The organism is Bradyrhizobium sp. LA6.8 (assembly GCF_040547935.1).
Lineage (GTDB): Bacteria > Pseudomonadota > Alphaproteobacteria > Rhizobiales > Xanthobacteraceae > Bradyrhizobium > Bradyrhizobium barranii.
On sequence record NZ_JBEPQQ010000006.1, the window covers coordinates 99,509 to 117,433 of the forward strand.

The window sequence follows — 17,925 nt, forward strand, 5'->3', positions numbered from 1 at the left end:
ATCAGATCCGCTCGATGTCGTGGGTGCCGAACAGGCCGTAGGGCTTGATCATCAGCACGATGATGAGGACGTAGAACGGTGCGATCTCGTAGAGATTGCCCCAGTGCAGATACTCGCTGTCGACATATTGCGCGATGTTCTCGAGCAAGCCGATGATGATGCCGCCGAGCACGGCGCCGCCGACGGAATCGAGCCCGCCGAGGATCGCCGCCGGGAACACCTTGATGCCGTAGGCCGCAAGTCCCGAGGACACGCCGTTGACGACGGCGACCACCACGCCCGCGACCGCCGACACTGTCGCGGAGATCGCCCACGCCATCGCGAACACGCTCTTGACGGAGATGCCGAGCGACTGCGCGACCTGCTGGTTGAACGCGGTGGCGCGCATCGCGAGGCCGTATTTGGAGGCGCGGAAGAACCAGGCCATGCCGATCATCATCGCGACCGAGACCACGAGGCTCATGACATAGACGGTCTGGATCTGAAGCCCGAGCAGGCTGACCGACTGGCTCTCGAACACGCGCGGGAACGGTTGCGGATTGACGCCGAACATCCATTTCAGCGTGGCCTGGAGCACGGTCGAGAGGCCGATCGTCACCATGATCACCGAGATGATGGGTTCGCCGATCATCGGTCTCAGGATCAGCACCTGGATCGCGATGCCGAATATGAACATGAACACCAGCGTCATCGGCATGCCGATCCAGAACGGCACCTGGTACTTCGCAAGCAGCGCCCAGCACACCCAGGCGCCGACCAGCAGCAGTTCGCCTTGCGCGAAGTTGACGACCTGTGTCGCCTTGTAGATCAGCACGAACGACATCGCGACCACGCCATAGAGCGTGCCGACCACGAGGCCGTTGACCAGGAGCTGGATGAGGAAGGCGGTGTTCATGTCGATGCCAGCGCAAAATGCAGAAGCGATGACGGTGCACCCTCTCCCCTTGTGGGAGAGGGTGGCCTCGCGAAGCGAAGCCGGGTGAGGGGTTCTCTCGGCAGCGACGGTGCTGAGAGGGGACCCCTCACCCGGGCGAGGGTGTGGCCAGCGGCGGAGATGCCCTCTCCCACAAGGGGAGAGGGCGCATCGGCTGGCAGCGCGGTCTCGGTTCGAAGCAGGCTCACTCCGCGGCCTCCGCCATATGCCCATGTCCGCCGAGATCCACCACGCGCAGCGTCGTTCGCACGCGCTGCGTGGTGCCGTCCTGGAAGCGGATCACGGTGTCGACGGGGATGTCGGCATCGCCGCGGTAGATCGCGTTGATGATGCCTTCGTATTTCTCGTTGATGACGCTGCGGCGCACCTTTCGGGTGCGGGTGAGCTCGCCGTCGTCGGCGTCCAGCTCCTTGTAGAGCAGCAGGAAGCGCGAGATGCGTTGCGCCGGCGGCAATGTGGCGTTGACGGTCTCGACTTCCTTCTTGAGCAGGGCGTAGACCTCGGGCCGCGAGGCGAGGTCGCTGTAGGTCGTGAACGAGAGCCGGCTCTTCTCCGCCCATTTCGAGATGATGGAGTAACGGATGCAGATCATCGCCGCGAGCGCGTCGCGGCCGGCGCCTAACACCACGGCCTCCGCGATATAGGGCGAGAACTTCAGCTTGTTCTCGATGAACTGCGGCGAGAAGCGCTCGCCGCGCGAGGTCTCGGCGAGGTCCTTGATGCGGTCGATGACGACGAGCTGGCGGTTCGCGTTGAAATAGCCGGCATCGCCCGACAGCATCCAGCCGTCCCTGATGTCGGCAACGCTTGCTTCGGGGCTCTTGTAGTAGCCGAGAAACATGTTGGGGTGCCGCACCACGATCTCGCCGACGCCGTGGACGTCGGCATTGTCGATGCGGATCTCGACGCTGTCGGCCATCGGCACGCCCGTCGTGTCGGGATCGACCTTGCCCTCGGGATGCAGAGTGTAGGCCCCTAGCAGTTCGGTCTGGCCGTAGAGCGTGCGCAGCGGCACGCCCATGGCCTGGAAGAACTTGAAGGTATCAGGGCCGAGTGCCGCGCCGCCGGTCGCGGCCGAACGCAGGCGGGTAAAGCCGAGGCGGTCGCGCAGCGCGCGGAACAGGATTGCGTCGGCAAAGCTCGAACGTTTGCCGTCTGCGAGCGCGGCGAGTCCGCTTTTCATGCCGATGTCGAACAGGCGCTGCTTGAAAGGCGTCGCGTCCATCACCTTGGCGCGAACGTCGGCAGCGATGGATTCCCAGACGCGCGGCGCAAACAGCACGAACGTCGGCGCGATTTCGCGCAGATCGTTCATCATCGTATCAGGCTCTTCGACGAAGTTGATCTTCATCCGGCACAAGAGGCCTTTGCCGAGCACATAGACCTGCTCCATGATCCACGGTAGCGGCAGCACGGAGACGTATTCGTCGTCCGGCCCTTTCGGATCGAAGGCGAGATAGGTCGCGCAATGGCCGAGCACGCGGCCGGCGGCGAGCATGGCGAGCTTCGGGTGCGAGGTGGTGCCCGACGTGGTGCAGAGAATCGCGACATCCTCGCCCTTGGTGGCATCGACGAGGCGATCGTAGAGCTCCGGCTCACGCGTGGCGCGGCCGCGGCCGAGCTCGGCGAACGCTTCCGCCGACATCAGTCTGGGATCGTCGTATTTCCGCATGCCGCGCGGATCGGAATAGATGATGTGCTTCAACCGCGGCACACGCTCGGCAAGCACGAGCAGCTTGTCGACCTGCTCTTCGTCCTCGGCGAAAACGACCTGCGCCTCGCCATAGTTGAGGAGGTAGGAGGCTTCCTCGTCCAGCACGTCGCGATAGAGCCCAAGGCTCAAGCCGCCGATGGCGTGGGTCGCCACTTCCGCCGCGACCCAGTCCGGCCGGTTGTCGCCGATGATGCCGATGACGTCCTCTCGACCCAAGCCCAATTCGATGAGGCCGAGCGCAAAGTCGCGTACGCGGGTGTGGTAATCATTCCAGGTGAAGACGCGCCAGAGCCCGAGATCCTTTTCGCGCAACGCGATCTCGTTGCCGTGCTCCCTGGCATTGAGCCGCAGCATCTTCGGATAGGTGTCGGCCTGCGCGACGCGGCCCGCGTAATCCATCATGCCGCACTCTCCTGTGCTGGCGGAGCATCGTCCGGATCGACCAGCACCTCGTCCTCCTCGCCGAGATAGGCGCGCCTGACGTGGGGATCGGCGAGCACGGCGGCCGGATCGCCCTCGGCGATCTTGCGGCCGAAATCGAGCACCATGACGCGGTGGGAGATGTCCATCACCACGCCCATGTCGTGCTCGATCATCACCACCGTCATCCCGAACTCCTCGTTGAGGTCGACGATGTAGCGCGCCATGTCCTCCTTCTCCTCGAAGTTCATGCCGGCCATCGGCTCGTCGAGGAGAATGAGGCGCGGTTCCAGCGCCATGGCACGGGCGAGTTCGACGCGTTTGCGCAGGCCGTAGGAGAGGGTGCCGGCTTGCGCCTTTCGCACCGACTGGAGATCGAGGAAGTCGATGATCTCCTCGACCTTGCGGCGGTGCTCGAGTTCCTCCTTGCGCGCGCCGGTGAGCCAGTACAGCGATCCCGTGAGGAAATTGTTGTTCAGGAGGTGATGGCGCCCGACCATGATGTTGTCGAGCACGCTCATGTGGTGGAACAGCGCCAGATTCTGGAAGGTGCGGCCGATGCCGAGCGTGGGGCGCGCGTTCGGCGTCAGCCCTGTGATGTCGCGGCCGCGGTAGAACAGCTGGCCTTCGGTCGGCTTGTAGCGGCCGGAAATACAATTCACGATCGAGGTCTTGCCGGCGCCGTTGGGGCCGATGATCGAGAACAGCTCGCCGTCATTGATGGCAAAGCTGACATCGGTCAGCGCACGGACGCCGCCGAATCGCAAGGACACGCCGCGCACTTCGAGACTGGTAGCCACCAAACAAATCCCTCCCGGTGATGGCGCATTCAGCGGCGCTCTTCGTCCGTTCCTGTCGGGCGATCCTAGTACGGCCGTGCCGGTGAGGCCATGCAGCTATTGGTCTCGACCGGCGCCGCGCCACTCTTGCTCCCGATCGGGATCAAAAGCCGCATCGCCCAAGGTGGTCCTCAATAGGGGAAAGCGCTATTTTGAAATGTCTCCCGCCTGACAATTCTGCGACAAAGTTTTTTCAGACGGGAGTGGCCTTCATCTTTCGTCGGATGGTGGTCGAAGTGATCGTGTTGCAGTGCAGCAGAGAGATTGGGTGGCGAACGGTGCGGCTGGCTTCAGCATCATGATTTCAGAGGATCAACTGAAGCGGGTCGCCGCTTGGTCGCGCGAGCTCACGGACGCGGAGATCGAGGTCGCCCGCACCGGGATCACGGAACGGTCCTACCGCACCGGCGAGACCGTGTTCATGCGCGGCGATACGTTCAGCTATTGGGCAGGCATGGTGAGCGGCCTGGCACGGATGGGCGGGGTCTCGCGCGACGGCAAGGAGACGAGCCTTGCGGGGCTGACGGCCGGGGCCTGGTTCGGCGAGGGCAGCGTGCTCAAGAACGAGCCTCGTCGCTACGACGTGGTCGCGCTGCGCGACAGCCGCGTCGCGCTGATGGAACGCAGCGCATTCATGTGGCTGTTCGAGAACAGCGTCGGCTTCAACCGCTTCCTGGTGCGCCAGCTCAACGAGCGGCTCGGCCAGTTCATCGGCATGCTCGAGGTCAACCGCACGCTGGATGCCACCGCACGCCTCGCGCGCAGCATCGCCTCGCTGTTCAATCCGATCCTCTATCCCGAGTCGACCGCGCATCTGGAAATCACCCAGGAGGAGATCGGGGCGCTCTCGGGCATGTCACGGCAGAACGCCAACCGCGCGCTGAACCGGCTGGAGAAGGAGGGGCTGCTGCGGCTCGAATATGGCGGCGTCACCATTCTCGATGTCGAGCGGCTGCGTGGCTACGGGGACTAGCGCGCGTTGGCGGGGGCGTGGACCGGCCAGAGGTCGGCGCGCCAGCGGACCGCGATCGCCAGCATCGCGATGAAGCCCGCGGCGGCGTAGAGCGAGCCCGTCGCGGAATAGCCGATGATGTCGATCAAGCTACCGGCCGCGAGCAATCCGAGTGGCAGGCCGTAGATCACCATCATGCGCACGCCCATCACACGGCCGCGCAGGTGCGCGCTCGCCGTCCGCATCAGGATCACGGCAGCTGATATCATTGACATGCTCTGGGCGATGCCGGCGAGAACGAGGCAGGCCATCGCCACCGGCATAGTCCTGATCTCGACGAACACCAGCAGCATGGCGTACCAGGCCAGCGTCGCGCCGATGAGAAGCCGGGCAATGCGTAGTCCGCTCACCAGGCTGAGCGTGATGGAGCCGATCAGCGAGCCCACGGCGAAGCTCGCCGAGAGATAGCCGAGGCCGGTCTGGTCGGTATGAAAGATGTCCCGCGCGATGTAGGGCAATAGTCCGCCGGTGAAGGGAAAGGCGGTGAGATTGGCCAGGAAGGCGACGCACAGCGCCGCGCGCATTCCCGGGCCGTTCCAGGCATAGACGATCCCTTCCTTGAGGTCGCCCAGCAATCGCGAGACCGCGTGGCTGTTCGCCGGAAGATCGCTCGTCGTGACGGTCCTCTTCGGCCGGGTCAGGCAGAGCATGAGAAGTGCGGCCGCGAAGTAAAGGCAGGCGATCGCCACGTAAACGAGGCCGATGCCGAGGACGGCGAACAGGCTTGCACCCGTCAACGCTCCGGCGATGCGGGCGCTGTCCTGGGTCGTGCGCGCAACGCTGATGGCGCCCACCAGTTGCTCGGGCGGCATGATCTCGGCAAGCAGTGCGCCGCGGACGCCGAGATCCGAGGGGCGGATCAGGCCCATGAGCGCAACGATGATCATCACGCTCAGCGGCGACAAATGACCGGTCAGCGCCAGAACCATGATGGTCGACGAGAGCGCCGTATAGGCAAGGCGCATCACGACCAGGAGATCGCGATGACCCATCCGGTCGCCGATCATGCCGAGCACCGGCGCGACCAGGGTCCCGACGAACTGCAGCGACGCAAGCACGGTGAGCAGCAGCACGGAGCCTGTCTCGACCATGATGTACCAGCCGAGCACCAACGTCTCCACTTCGAACGCCCACGAGGTGAGCAGATCGGACGGCCACTGGAAGCGATAGTTGCGGATGCGGAACGGCGCGAGTGCGGATGTGCTCAAGATGCGATGACGGGTTTCACGGCGATTCCCCCTTGTTTTTGTTCTTCTGTTGGCAGGGTAGCCCCGGCCATGCCCCTGTCAATTGGCGCTACCGCATGCCGCCATGCTTGCCGACGATTTGCGGTGCGCCAGTGCGCCCACAGCATCGCTTCGTCGCCCGGCCGATACGGAGAGGCTGACCAACCGCCGCTTGCTCTTCCCGTGCGACGAGCCCATGCTTGCCAGGTTCCTGGGTCCATCCGGCAGGTCCAGGAGCTCGCGCCATCGCGGCTTCCGCGAGGTCCTGACCCATGAACTGCTCTTGCTGTGGTTTAGAGGTCCAGAGCGGCTTTGCCTTCTGCCCGAAGTGCGGCACGAAGCAGCCGAACGCGTGCCCAGGCTGCGGGTTTCCATGCGCGCCGGATTTCGCCTATTGCCCGAAATGCGGTGCCTTCGTCGCTGAGGTCCCCACCGGCGGGCAGGCATCGACGCGGGCGAGCCCGACGACGCTCCCGATCCGGTCCTCCTCTCCGCCGCTCGTGCCGGCGGAGGAGGCTCAAGCCGCATTTCGAGCTCCGTCGGACAAGATCGACAGCGAGGCGAACCGCCGGACCATCACCGTGCTGTTTGCCGACCTGAGCGGCTTCACTGCGATGAGCGAGCGGCTCGACCCCGAGGTCATGCAGACGCTTCAAAACGAATTGTTCGAGGAGTTGACGGCCGCGGTGCAAAGCTTTGGCGGCTTCGTGGACAAATTCATCGGCGATGCGCTGCTGGCTCTGTTTGGTGCGCCGGCGGCGCACGAGGACGACCCGGAGCGGGCGGTGCGCGCTGCCCTCGACATGATCGGCCGGACGGCGCGCCTCAGCGAACGCGCGAAGGCGTATGCCGGTTCACCGCTGCTGCTCCATGTCGGCATCAACACCGGGCACGTCGTCGCGGGCGGGCTCGGTGCGGGTGTTTCCAAATCCTATTCGGTGACCGGCGACACGGTGAATACCGCCCAGCGGCTACAGTCGATGGCGGCTTCGGGCGAGGTGCTGGTCGGGCCGTTGACCCACCGTCTGACGCGGCATGCGTTCTCCTATGACTCGCTTGGCGAGGTCTCGCTGAAGGGCAAGATGGGCAGCGTGCTGGTCCACCGTCTGAAGGAGCCGCTCGACACGCCCCGTGCGGCGCGCGGTCTCGACACGCTGGGCCTCAATGCGCCGTTGATCGGGCGCGACGCCGAGCTTGCGCGCCTGATCGGCAGCCTTGATCGCGCGTGCGGCGGCGCGGCTCAACTGGTGCGGCTGGTCGGCGAAGCCGGCATCGGGAAAACGCGCCTGGTCAGCGAGTTCGTCGCGCGCATCCGCGACCAGGATCGATTCGCCGGCGTGGCGATCCGGCAGGCGGCGTGCTCGCCGCTCGGCGAACAATCCTACGGCACTCTCGCCGCGGTGCTGCGCAGCGCCTATGGCATCGCGCAGAAGGCGGGCGCCGCAGAAGCGGAGGCGAAGGTCGCAGAAGCGCTGTCGGAGCTTGGCCTCGCGACCGACGAGGCCGACCGCCTGATGCCCCTCTATCTGCACGTACTCGGCCTCGGCGACCCCAACGCCGTGCTCAGGCATGTCGAGCCCGAACAGCTCCGCCGGCAGATATTCTTCGCGATTCGCACCGTGTTCGAACGCCGCCTGGCACTGTCGCCACTGCTGATCATCGTCGAGGATCTGCATTGGGCCGATGCGGTGTCGCTTGAAGCGTTGCGGTTCCTGATGGACCGACTGGAGCGGACGCGGCTGATGCTGCTGTTTACGCATCGGCCGATGCTGGAACTGGACCAGTTCGGTTCGAGCAGGATCAGTCACACAACCCTCCGGCTGCCCCCGCTTGGCGACGCCGACGGACAAAGGCTGCTCGCGGCCTATTTCAGTCACGGTTGGCGTGAACCGCCGGGAGCTCTGTTCGGTCGAATCCTCGATCGCGCCGGCGGCAATCCGCTTTTCCTTGAGGAGATCATACGCGGCCTGATCGAAGCCGGCACCCTGGAGCGCGACGGCGCGCAGTGGCGGATGAAGTCGGATGAAGCCGCCGCCGATATCCCGGCAAGCATTCAGGCGTTGTTGCTGGCGCGTCTCGACCGGTTGCCGCATCAGGTGCGCCGCTTGGCACAGGAGGCTGCGGTAATCGGCCCGCGTTTTGATGCGGCTGCTCTCGGTGCGGCGGCAACCGAGCCGGCAAGGGTTGAAGCAGGGCTCGAACTTCTGTGCGACGCGGAGATCATCGAGGAGATCGCGGGCGCGAACTCGATTTCGCTGCGGACCTACCGCTTCACGCAAACCATGCTTCAGGACGTGATCTATCAAAACCTGCTTCTGCAGCGCCGGATCGAGCTTCATGGACGGATCGGCGGGGCGCTCGAGAGGCTCTATGGCGATGAGCCCGAGCGCCTCGAAGATCTCATATTGCTCGGACATCACTTCAGTCTGAGCGCGAGCAAGCCGAAAGGCGCGCGCTATCTGCGCGCAGCCGGCGATCGCGCACGCGCCAGCTATGCCAACGACGATGCCATCCGTCTCTACCAACAGGCCCTCGCCGTGCTGTTGACCGGCGGCGAACGGGAGCCGGAACGTCTGGTCCTGTACGAGCGGATTGCGGACCTCTGTGCCGCGGCTGGCCGCCGGAACACGGCCGAGGAGCACTATCAGAGCGCGTTGGAGGGGCACCGCGCCATCCAGGACCGGATCGGCGAAGCGCGAATTCTTCGCAAGCTTGGACGATTGCTGTGGGACGCCGGCAAGCGGATCAGGGCAGAGACGCATTACGCCGAGGCGGCCAAACTGCTTGGAGGGACCGACGCGCCCATCGAGTGGGCGCATCTCCTGCAGGAGCGCGGCCGTCTCGCGTTTCGGACCGGCGATCACGTGGCCGCCGCAAGATGGGCAGACGAGGCGCTCGCCTATGCACGGTCCGTACCGGCGGCCGCGGACGAGCAGGCCGGTCTCGAGGCGGCACGCGCCATTGCGGAGGCCCTCAACACCAAGGGCGTTGCGCTGGCGCGGCTTGGACGACACGAGGAGGCGGTGCGCGAGGTGGAGCAAAGTGTTGCAGCCGCCGAAACCGCCGGCCTCCTCAATGTAGCCTGCCGCGGCTACACCAATCTCGGTGTGCTCTACACGATCGTCGACCCGGCGAAAGCCGTGGAGGTCTGCCGGCGTGGACTCGATGTCGCGCGTCGGATCGGGGATCTCGGCTTCCAGGCGCGCCTCCTTGCCAATTTTGCCGTTGCCTGTTGCACCTTCACGGACAGATGTACCGAGGAAGGGGTACCGGCCGCCGAAAAGGCGATCGAAATCGACCGTGCACTCGATCAGCGCGAGCATCTCTCCGTGCCCCTGATCGTTCTCGGGCAAATCCATCAATGCCACTTCCGCCCCGATCTGGCCGCCCTCTGCTACAATGAGGCAATCGAGGTGGCGAACGAAACCGGTGAGCCGCAGCAGCTGTTTCCATGCTATGATGGTCTCGCCACGCTGAGCCTTGATCGAGGCGACATGCCCGAGGCCGACCGATATTTCGCGCTGGCCCATGATGTCTGCGCCCGCCATGGGCTCGATCCCGCCGGGCTGATCGTACTGCCATTTCTTGACTAGGTCATATGAAGGAGTTCAACCATGCCAGAACTTCATGTCGACGGACCGCTTCAGCCGGGCGATCGCGCACCGAACATCGTGCTGGACGCGATCACACGCGATGGGACGATCGCGCTCCAGGATTTTCGCGGGCACAGTCCGATACTGATCGGCTTGTTTCGCGGGCTACACTGCCCGTTCTGTCGGCGCCATATCGCGGCACAGGCGCAACTTGACGCAGCCCTGCGCGACAAGGGCGTCGAAAGTCTCACGGTCGTGAATACGCCCATCGAGCGCGCGCGGCTCTACTTCCGCTATCATCCCTTGCCCAATCTGCTCGCCGCGTCCGACCCCGAGCGGGTCTCGCACCGCGCGTTCGGCCTGCCCACTATCGAGTTTACGGAGAACGAAACCGAGTGGCCGCGCAAGGTGGGTATGAACGTCGTCAAGAGCATGCAGGTGGATGTGCCCGGCGAAACGTCGGGGCCGATGAATCGGCTGGCGGCTTCCGAGTACCTCAACAACAAGGACGGCTACGAGATGATGGAGGCCGATCAGCGCATGGCGGCAACCGGCCAGGGCCAGCTGTTCGGCCAGTTCCTGCTCGATCGCGAGGGGATCGTGCGCTGGACCTTTACCGAGGTTCCTGAAGGCGGCCACCGCATGTTCGGGGCTCCGAGCCCGCAGGAGTTGATGTCGGCCGCCTCGCAGGTGGCGAGCTAGGCATCGTCGGCCGGTGATTAACCCGCCACCTTCGGCCGTTTCTCGGCGAGCGCTGCCGCCATCGCCGAGATCAGCGGGCGCATGAAATAGTGGTCTTCCGCCGGCGCGATGTCCGTGCGCAGGCCATGCGCGGCGAGCTCTCCCGACACCGCGGGGCCCACTGACGCAATCAGCGTCCGCTCCAACCCCGCGCGCAATTTCGCCTCACTGCCATGTGCCTTCGCGGCCTCCACGAGGCGGCGGACCTGGCCAAGATTGGTCAGCGCGATGGAATCGATCCGCCCCTCGGCCACGTCGTCGATGGCGGCGACGATGTTGGCATCCGCTGCCTTGGAATCGTAGGCATAAGGCAGCACGGTATCGACATCTGCGCCTTGTGCGGCAAGCGCGCCGGTCAGTGCGCTGTGGTCCTTGTCTGGATAAAGCTGAAGGCCGACGCGTCGCCCCTTCAGATCGAGCCGGCCCAGCATTTCGATCACGCCCTCGGTGGTCGGCTTCTCCGTGGTCTGCTGCGCATCGAGGGAGATCTCGCGCAACGCCTTACCGGGCTTCGGGCCGCGGGTGAATTTTCGCGATTTGGCGAGGGCTGCGACCAGAGCCTGGTCGAGGCCACGGGTCCGCGCGAGCTTCATGATCCGCCGCAGGCCTTCGCCCGTCATCAGCACGAGGTCGTCAAGGGGCTGGTCGATGGCGCGGCGGATCCAGGCCTCGACCGGGGCGGGATCGGGCGCGTCGTGAATGGTGAACATCGGGCACTGCACGACATCGGCACCTTGCTCCGCCAGAAGCTTTGAAAACTGCGCCTCCTCGCGCGTCTCCAGGATCAGGATGCGGTAGCCGTTCAAGCGGTCGGCCATGGGTGTGCTCCGGTGGTAAATTGCAATGGTCCGTTCATCCTGACTCCGCGCTTTATGCTGACGCAAGTCTTGGGATCACGTCTTGCGATCAAGTCTTGGGATTGGCGGGAGGGCGGGGTCGGTGATAGAGCAGGGCGCAAATCGCGGGTCGTTCCGCAGTCGCTGCCCAAACCTTCATCAAGAGCCATGCCCGATCATCAATATGTCCTGACCCTGTCCTGTCCGGATCGTCCCGGCATCGTCTCGGCGGTGTCGACCTTCCTGGCCCACAACGGACAGAACATTCTCGACGCCCAGCAGTTCGACGACGTCGAGACCAAGAAGTTCTTCATGCGCGTGGTGTTCACAGCGGCCGATCTCGCCGTTGAGTTGTCGGCGCTCCAGACCGGCTTTGCCGCGATCGCGGAGCGTTTCGGCATGGAGTGGCAGATGCGCGACCGTGCTGCGCATCGCAAGGTGATGCTGCTGGTGTCGAAGTCCGACCATTGCCTGGTCGACATCCTCTATCGCTGGCGCACCGGCGAGCTGCCGATGGTCCCGACCGCAATCGTCTCCAACCATCCGCGCGAGGTCTATGCCGGGCTCGATTTCGGCGGCATCCCGTTCCACCATCTGCCCGTCACCAAGGAGACCAAGCGCGAACAGGAGGCGCAGATCCTCGATCTCGTCGCCGAGACCGGCACCGATCTCGTCGTGCTCGCGCGCTACATGCAGATATTGTCGGATGATCTGTCTGCCAAGCTTTCCGGCCGCTGCATCAACATCCACCACTCGTTCCTGCCGGGGTTCAAGGGCGCAAAGCCCTATCACCAGGCCCATGAGCGCGGCGTCAAGCTGATCGGCGCCACCGCCCATTACGTCACGCGCGATCTCGACGAAGGTCCGATCGTCGATCAGGACGTCGAGCGCATCAGCCACCGCGACACCCCGGAGGATCTCGTCCGCAAGGGCCGCGATATCGAGCGGCGCGTGCTGGCCCGCGCGATCCGCTACCACCTCGACGACCGCGTCATCCTCAACGGCCGCAAGACCGTGGTGTTTATGGATTAGCGAATAGTGGAGTGGCGAGTAGCGAATGGAGAGGGTGGCGATATTCGCCACTCCCTATTCGCCATTCGCTCCCCTAGCGCACCGCGCCGCCCGACGTAGTCCCCGTCGCACCCTTCTGCGCCTGCTCTTCCTTCTCGCGATCGGCCGCCGGCAGCAGCCGCTTGCGTTCGCGCTCTTTCATGTAGGCGTCGTATTGGGGCGTGCCGGGCCGCGGCGGTGCGTCGGCTGGCAGGCCGCCGGCCCATTGCGGGACGTAGTCGCCCATGCCGGCGGAGAGCTTTTCGTTGACGGTGCCGCAGCCGGACAGCCCCGCGGCGAGCGCTACGAGGGTGAGGACGGAGCGGAAGGACTTGAGCATTGTGCGCGCGCGAATTCAGTCAGGGTTGGACGCCGGGTTAGGCTGGCGCGGGAAGAGTAGTCTTCAACAAGGTAAAATAGACTTATTCGAGGTAGGTAATCAGCTACCGATTTGCGGGGAACCGAAGCCTCGCCGGTGTCCGAATTTTGCAAAAGAAAGACGAAATTCTCCATCCACGCGGCCGGTCGCTTTCTAGACTGTGGCAAGGGGCACGCGACAAACTGGCTTGGTCGGCGGCGAGGCTTTTTCGTTGACAGGTCCATTTTATTTGTACAATCGTACAAATAGGAGCGACCAGGATGGGGATGCTCGGGTTACCCGGACGTAACCACGGCATCGCTCCCGTCGTCGGCAATCGGGACGCGCGGCTTGCGCCGAATGGTCGCCAAACGTCCGATTGACAATAAGGGCGCGAAAGACGCCATGTGGCGCGACATCGCGCGTGCGTGAGCTAAGGTTGAGCCAAGGACCGGGCACTCGGTCCGGCGCACAAGAGGTCAGGAATGAAGGGGAGGGACATCTGATGTTCGAACGGAAGACGTTTTCTTACAAGGTCTCTTGGACCGCAGCAGCGGCCGCCATCGCGGGCCTTGCGGCCATCGTGCCGGCCAAGGCCGAGGACACCGTCAAGGTCGGCCTGATCCTGCCGATGACCGGCGGCCAGGCCTCGACCGGCAAGCAGATCGAGAACGCGATCAAGCTCTACATGCAGCAGAAGGGCGACACCGTCGCCGGCAAGAAGATCGAGATCATCCTCAAGGACGACGCCGCGATTCCGGACAAGACCAAGACGGCCGCGCAGGAGCTGATCGTCAACGACAAGGTCAATTTCATCGCCGGCTTCGGCGTGACGCCGGCCGCGCTCGCGGCCGCGCCGCTCGCAACCCAGGCCAAGATCCCGGAAGTCGTGATGGCGGCCGGCACCTCCATCATCACCGAGCGCTCGCCCTACATCGTGCGCACCAGCTTCACGCTGGCGCAGTCCTCGACCATCATCGCCGACTGGGCGGTGAAGAACGGCATCAAGAAGGTCGCGACGCTCACCTCCGACTACGCGCCGGGCAACGACGCGCTGAACTTCTTCAAGCAGAACTTCACCGCCGGCGGCGGTGAGGTGGTCGAAGAGGTGAAGACGCCGCTCGCCAATCCCGATTTCGCGCCGTTCCTCCAGCGCATGAAGGACGCCAAGCCCGACGCGATCTTCGTGTTCGTGCCGGCCGGCCAGGGCGGCAACTTCATGAAGCAGTATGCCGAGCGTGGCCTCGACAAGGCCGGCATCAAGGTGATCGGACCGGGCGACGTCACCGACGACGACCTGCTCAACAACATGGGCGACGCCGTGCTCGGCACGGTCACCGCGCATCTGTATTCCGCGGCGCATCCCTCGCAGATGAACAAGGATTTCGTCGCGGCCTACAAGAAGGCCTACGGCAACCGTCCGGGCTTCATGGCCGTGAGCGGCTATGACGGCATCCACCTCATCTACGAGGCGCTGAAGAAGACCAATGGTGACACCGACGGCACCAAGCTGGTCGAAGCCATGAAGGGCCAGAAGTGGGAAAGCCCGCGCGGCCCGATCTCGATCGACCCCGAGACCCGCGACATCGTGCAGAACATCTACATCCGCAAGGTCGAGAAGGTCGACGGCGAACTCTACAATGTCGAGTTCGCGACCTTCGAAGCCGTCAAGGATCTCGGCAAGACCAAGAAGTGACGCGCGAAAAGCGCGTCATCCCCGAGCGCGCTTAGCGCGCATCGGGGATCTCGACGTGATGGAAATGGATTCCGGGTTCAGCGCTGCGCGCTGCCCCGGAATGACGAATGATTACCAGGGTTCACCCGCTTCCGATGACCTCTATCCTCACCAACCTGTTCGATGGCGTTGCCTACGGCATGCTGCTGTTCGTGCTCGCTTGCGGGCTTGCGGTCACGCTCGGCCTGATGAACTTCGTCAACCTCGCCCACGGCGCCTTCGCCATGGCCGGCGGCTATGTCTGCATGGTCCTGGTCAACCGGATGGGCTGGCCGTTCTTCGCCGCGCTGCCGCTCGCCTTCGTCTCGTCGGCTGCGATCGGCATCGTGCTGGAGCGAACGCTTTACCGCCATCTCTATACGCGCAGCCATCTCGATCAGGTGCTGTTCACGATCGGTCTCACGTTCATGTCGGTCGCGGCCGTCGACTACATCCAGGGCTCGTCGCGGGTGTTCATCAATTTGCCGGCTGCGCTCCAGGGCCAGTTCGACCTGTTCGGCGTCGGCATCGGCCGCTACCGGTTGATGATCATCGTGATCTGCGGCCTGCTCACCATTGCTCTCCAGATGGTGCTGGCCAAGACCCGTTTCGGCAGCCGGCTGCGCGCCGCGGTCGATGATCCCCGTGCCGCGAGCGGCCTCGGCATCAACGTGCCGCAGGTGTTCGCCTTCACCTTTGCTTTCGGCTGCGGGCTCGCCGGTCTCGGTGGTGCACTGAGCGCCGAGATCCTCGGCCTCGATCCGTATTTCCCGCTGAAGTTCATGATCTACTTCCTGATCGTGGTCACCGTCGGCGGCTCGTCCTCGATCACCGGGCCGTTCCTGGCCTCGCTCCTGCTCGGCATCGGCGACGTCGCCGGCAAATATTACGTGCCGAAGATGGGCCCCTTCGTGATCTACACCATGATGATCGTGATCCTGATCTGGCGCCCGAACGGCCTGTTCGGCCGCACGGCCGCGCGTTGAGGCCACCGATGAGCGCTTCTTCCGACGTCGGTTATCACGCCCAGCGCCAGGCGCGCTGGCACTATGGCGAAGTCGCCTTCTGGCTCGTCGTGCTGGCCTGCGGCTTCGCATTTCCCACGCGCTATCTGATCATGACCGACATCCTGCGGCTGGCGCTGTTCGCGATGTCGCTCGATCTCATCCTCGGTTATGCCGGCATCGTCTCGCTCGGCCATGCCGCTTTCTTCGGCGTCGGCGCCTACGCCGCGGGGCTTCTCGCCTTGCATGGGATCATCAACGAGCCCGTGCTCGCGCTGATCGTCGCCGGCCTTGCCGCGATGGTGCTGGGTTTCGCCACCAGCTTCCTGGTGATCCGCGGCGTCGATCTGACCCGGCTGATGGTCACGCTCGGCATCGCGCTGCTGCTCGAGGCACTCGCCGAACGCTTCTCCAACGTCACCGGCGGCACTGACGGCCTTCAGGGCATCGAGATGCAGCCGATCCTCGGCGAGATCCCGTTCGACATGTTCGGCAAGACCGGCTTCTTCTACACGCTGGCCGTGCTGTTCCTGTTGTTCCTGTTCGCTCGCCGCGTCGTGCATTCGCCGTTCGGTCTGTCGCTGCGCGCGATCAAGAATAATCCGCTGCGCGCAGCCGCCATCGGCATCCCCGTCAACCGCCGCCTGATCGCGATCTACACGCTCGCGGCGTTCTATGCCGGCGTCGCGGGCGCGCTGTTCACCCAGACCACGGCGATCGCCTCCCTCGACGTGTTCGCCTTCGAGCGTTCGGCCGATTTGATGCTGGTGCTCGTCATCGGCGGGACCGGCTATCTCTATGGCGGACTGGTCGGCGCGGTGATCTTCCGGATGCTCCAGGAAGTGTTCTCCACCATCACCCCGCAATACTGGCAGTTCTGGATCGGCCTCGTGCTGGTCGTGATCGTGCTGGTCGGCCGCCAGCGCCTGCACCGCTGGGTGCTCTATGTGCCGAACCTGATCATCAAGCAGGTTGCCGGACGCAAGGCCGTCGTCGCCGTGCCGGAGAGCGACGCATGACCATCGCGCTCGAAACCCAGAACCTCGAAAAGACCTTTGGCGGCCTCCGCGTCACCCGCGATCTGTCGCTCAAGATCGAGCAGGGCGCCCGCCACGCGCTGATCGGCCCGAACGGCGCCGGCAAGACCACGGTCATCAACCAGCTCACCGGCGTGCTCAAGCCGAACTCGGGCCGGATCCTGCTCGAAGGCCAGGACATTACCGATCTGCCCGTGCACAAGCGCGTGCTGCGCGGCCTGTCGCGCACCTTCCAGATCAACCAGCTCTATCCCGACCTGACCCCGCTCGAGACCATCGGCCTCGCCGTCTCCGAGCGCCTCGGCCATGGCGGCGACTGGTGGCGGCGGATGGGCACGCGGAGCGACGTCAATGGCGAGATCGCCGATCTCCTGAGGCGCTTCCATCTGCTCGACGTCATGAACGAAGAGACCGTGACGCTGCCTTACGGCAAGCAGCGCCTGCTCGAGATCGCGGTCGCGATCGCCGCCAAGCCCCGCGTGCTGCTGCTCGACGAGCCCGCCGCCGGCGTTCCGGAGAGCGAACGCCACGACATTCTCGCCGTCGTAGGCAGCCTGCCGCGCGACGTCACCGTGCTCCTGATCGAGCACGACATGGACCTCGTCTTTTCCTTCGCCGACCGCATCTCGGTATTGGTCTCGGGCGCGCTGCTCACCGAAGGTCCGCCCGACGTGGTCGCGCGCGACCCGCAGGTCAAGGCCGTCTATCTCGGCGAGGAGGCGGTCAATGTCTGACCTGCTCGCGATCGACGCACTTCGCGCCGGCTATGGCGAGGCGGTGGTGCTGCCCAACATGTCCCTGCGCCTCGCCGAGGGGCAGGTGCTTGCGCTGCTGGGCCGCAACGGGACCGGCAAGACCACGCTGATCAACTCCATCGTCGGCGTGACCCGCCGCTTCTCCGGCTCCGTCGCGCTGGCCGGCACCGATGTCACCTCGCTCCGGCCTGACCAGCGGGCGCGCGCCGGCATCGGCTGGGTGCCGCAGGAGCGCAACATCTTCCGCTCGCTGACGGTGGAAGAGAACATGACCGCGGTGGCGCAGCCCGGCCCCTGGACGGTCGAGAGGGTCTACGAGATGTTCCCGCGGCTGAAGGAGCGGCGGAGCAATTTTGGCAACCAGCTCTCCGGCGGCGAGCAGCAGATGCTGGCGATCGGCCGGGCGCTGACCCTCAACCCCAAGGTCCTGCTGCTGGACGAGCCGACGGAGGGCCTCGCCCCCATCATCGTCGAGGAGCTGCTGAAGGCGATCGGCACCATCACCCGGGCGGGCGGCATCTGCTCGATCATCGTCGAGCAGAACGCGCAAAAGATTCTGGGGCTCGCCGACCGTGTTGTGATATTGGAGCGCGGAACGATCGTCCACGACGCCCCGAGCGCCGCGCTGAAGGCCGACCCGTCGGTCCTCGAGCGCCACCTCGGCGTCGCAGGGGCGGCGGCCCACTAGAAAT

At 64.7% G+C, this 17,925-nt stretch carries 15 protein-coding genes; 9 read left to right on the plus strand and 6 right to left on the minus strand.

Annotated elements, in window-relative coordinates; translation table 11 throughout:
- Position 1: 1 nt before the first annotated feature.
- The 3 genes from ABIA90_RS26960 to ABIA90_RS26970 all read right to left on the minus strand — a co-directional run bounded on the left by ABIA90_RS26960 (position 2) and on the right by ABIA90_RS26970 (position 3,868).
- Complete coding sequence (locus ABIA90_RS26960) at positions 2–895, minus strand: branched-chain amino acid ABC transporter permease (protein WP_354121775.1); 894 nt, start codon at positions 893–895, stop codon at positions 2–4.
- A 223-nt stretch (positions 896–1,118) separates the two neighbouring features.
- Positions 1,119–3,050 carry a long-chain fatty acid--CoA ligase gene (locus ABIA90_RS26965; RefSeq protein ID WP_354121774.1) on the minus strand — a complete coding sequence of 644 codons (1,932 nt, stop codon included), beginning with the start codon at positions 3,048–3,050 and terminating at the stop codon, positions 1,119–1,121.
- Complete coding sequence (locus tag ABIA90_RS26970; protein WP_063986231.1) at positions 3,047–3,868, minus strand: ABC transporter ATP-binding protein; 822 nt, start codon at positions 3,866–3,868, stop codon at positions 3,047–3,049. Before ABIA90_RS26970 ends, ABIA90_RS26965 begins: the two co-directional genes overlap by 4 nt.
- A 337-nt stretch (positions 3,869–4,205) precedes the next feature.
- On the opposite strand from ABIA90_RS26970, the gene ABIA90_RS26975 reads away from it, so the two are divergent.
- Positions 4,206–4,880 carry a Crp/Fnr family transcriptional regulator gene (locus ABIA90_RS26975; RefSeq protein WP_028152011.1) on the plus strand — a complete coding sequence of 225 codons (675 nt, stop codon included), beginning with the start codon at positions 4,206–4,208 and terminating at the stop codon, positions 4,878–4,880.
- On the opposite strand, the gene ABIA90_RS26980 is transcribed toward ABIA90_RS26975, so the two are convergent.
- Complete coding sequence (locus tag ABIA90_RS26980) at positions 4,877–6,127, minus strand: MFS transporter (RefSeq protein ID WP_354121773.1); 1,251 nt, start codon at positions 6,125–6,127, stop codon at positions 4,877–4,879. The genes ABIA90_RS26975 and ABIA90_RS26980 overlap by 4 nt on opposite strands.
- Before the next feature lie 290 nt (positions 6,128–6,417).
- On the opposite strand from ABIA90_RS26980, the gene ABIA90_RS26985 reads away from it, so the two are divergent.
- Entirely contained in the window at positions 6,418–9,738 is a 3,321-nt protein-coding gene (locus ABIA90_RS26985) for an adenylate/guanylate cyclase domain-containing protein (RefSeq protein ID WP_354121772.1), read from the plus strand.
- A 21-nt stretch (positions 9,739–9,759) separates the two neighbouring features.
- Positions 9,760–10,440: a redoxin family protein gene (locus tag ABIA90_RS26990; RefSeq protein ID WP_071912035.1), complete on the plus strand. Its 681-nt coding sequence runs from the start codon at positions 9,760–9,762 to the stop codon at positions 10,438–10,440.
- 17 nt (positions 10,441–10,457) lie between these two features.
- Here ABIA90_RS26990 and ABIA90_RS26995 read toward each other — a convergent pair whose 3' ends face one another.
- Complete coding sequence (locus ABIA90_RS26995) at positions 10,458–11,297, minus strand: uroporphyrinogen-III synthase (RefSeq protein WP_354121771.1); 840 nt, start codon at positions 11,295–11,297, stop codon at positions 10,458–10,460.
- Positions 11,298–11,483: 186 nt separating this feature from the next.
- Between ABIA90_RS26995 and purU the strand changes: the two genes are divergently transcribed.
- A complete protein-coding gene (gene purU, locus ABIA90_RS27000) occupies positions 11,484–12,347 on the plus strand; it encodes a formyltetrahydrofolate deformylase (protein WP_028152006.1) in 864 nt (287 codons plus the stop codon).
- 73 nt (positions 12,348–12,420) lie between these two features.
- Here the strand turns inward: purU and ABIA90_RS27005 are convergent, their stop codons facing one another.
- A complete protein-coding gene (locus ABIA90_RS27005) occupies positions 12,421–12,705 on the minus strand; it encodes a hypothetical protein (protein ID WP_354121770.1) in 285 nt (94 codons plus the stop codon).
- A 523-nt stretch (positions 12,706–13,228) separates the two neighbouring features.
- Between ABIA90_RS27005 and ABIA90_RS27010 the strand changes: the two genes are divergently transcribed.
- The 5 genes from ABIA90_RS27010 (at position 13,229) to ABIA90_RS27030 (ending at position 17,921) form a co-directional block, all read left to right on the plus strand.
- The gene (locus ABIA90_RS27010; protein ID WP_063982179.1) at positions 13,229–14,419 is read left to right on the plus strand and encodes an ABC transporter substrate-binding protein; all 1,191 of its coding nucleotides are present in this window, start codon (positions 13,229–13,231) and stop codon (positions 14,417–14,419) included.
- 134 nt (positions 14,420–14,553) lie between these two features.
- Positions 14,554–15,423 carry a branched-chain amino acid ABC transporter permease gene (locus ABIA90_RS27015; RefSeq protein WP_246918974.1) on the plus strand — a complete coding sequence of 290 codons (870 nt, stop codon included), beginning with the start codon at positions 14,554–14,556 and terminating at the stop codon, positions 15,421–15,423.
- 8 nt (positions 15,424–15,431) lie between these two features.
- Positions 15,432–16,460, plus strand: coding sequence for a branched-chain amino acid ABC transporter permease (locus tag ABIA90_RS27020; protein WP_354121769.1), 1,029 nt, complete (start codon positions 15,432–15,434; stop codon positions 16,458–16,460).
- Positions 16,457–17,212, plus strand: coding sequence for an ABC transporter ATP-binding protein (locus ABIA90_RS27025; RefSeq protein ID WP_071912046.1), 756 nt, complete (start codon positions 16,457–16,459; stop codon positions 17,210–17,212). Before ABIA90_RS27020 ends, ABIA90_RS27025 begins: the two co-directional genes overlap by 4 nt.
- Positions 17,205–17,921 carry an ABC transporter ATP-binding protein gene (locus tag ABIA90_RS27030; RefSeq protein WP_063982182.1) on the plus strand — a complete coding sequence of 239 codons (717 nt, stop codon included), beginning with the start codon at positions 17,205–17,207 and terminating at the stop codon, positions 17,919–17,921. The genes ABIA90_RS27025 and ABIA90_RS27030 overlap by 8 nt, the downstream gene beginning before the upstream one ends.
- Positions 17,922–17,925 lie beyond the last annotated feature (4 nt).

Bases quoted from the DNA above. Each gene is read 5' to 3' on its own strand.
- ABIA90_RS26960 (WP_354121775.1), bottom strand. From the start codon at position 895: ATGAACACCGCCTTCCTCATCCAGCTCCTGGTCAACGGCCTCGTGGTC.
- ABIA90_RS26965 (WP_354121774.1), bottom strand. From the start codon at position 3,050: ATGATGGATTACGCGGGCCGCGTCGCGCAGGCCGACACCTATCCGAAG.
- ABIA90_RS26975 (WP_028152011.1), top strand. From the start codon at position 4,206: ATGATTTCAGAGGATCAACTGAAGCGGGTCGCCGCTTGGTCGCGCGAG.
- ABIA90_RS26985 (WP_354121772.1), top strand. From the start codon at position 6,418: ATGAACTGCTCTTGCTGTGGTTTAGAGGTCCAGAGCGGCTTTGCCTTC.
- ABIA90_RS26990 (WP_071912035.1), top strand. From the start codon at position 9,760: ATGCCAGAACTTCATGTCGACGGACCGCTTCAGCCGGGCGATCGCGCA.
- ABIA90_RS26995 (WP_354121771.1), bottom strand. From the start codon at position 11,297: ATGGCCGACCGCTTGAACGGCTACCGCATCCTGATCCTGGAGACGCGC.
- purU (WP_028152006.1), top strand. From the start codon at position 11,484: ATGCCCGATCATCAATATGTCCTGACCCTGTCCTGTCCGGATCGTCCC.
- ABIA90_RS27005 (WP_354121770.1), bottom strand. From the start codon at position 12,705: ATGCTCAAGTCCTTCCGCTCCGTCCTCACCCTCGTAGCGCTCGCCGCG.
- ABIA90_RS27010 (WP_063982179.1), top strand. From the start codon at position 13,229: ATGTTCGAACGGAAGACGTTTTCTTACAAGGTCTCTTGGACCGCAGCA.
- ABIA90_RS27015 (WP_246918974.1), top strand. From the start codon at position 14,554: ATGACCTCTATCCTCACCAACCTGTTCGATGGCGTTGCCTACGGCATG.
- ABIA90_RS27020 (WP_354121769.1), top strand. From the start codon at position 15,432: ATGAGCGCTTCTTCCGACGTCGGTTATCACGCCCAGCGCCAGGCGCGC.
- ABIA90_RS27025 (WP_071912046.1), top strand. From the start codon at position 16,457: ATGACCATCGCGCTCGAAACCCAGAACCTCGAAAAGACCTTTGGCGGC.
- ABIA90_RS27030 (WP_063982182.1), top strand. From the start codon at position 17,205: ATGTCTGACCTGCTCGCGATCGACGCACTTCGCGCCGGCTATGGCGAG.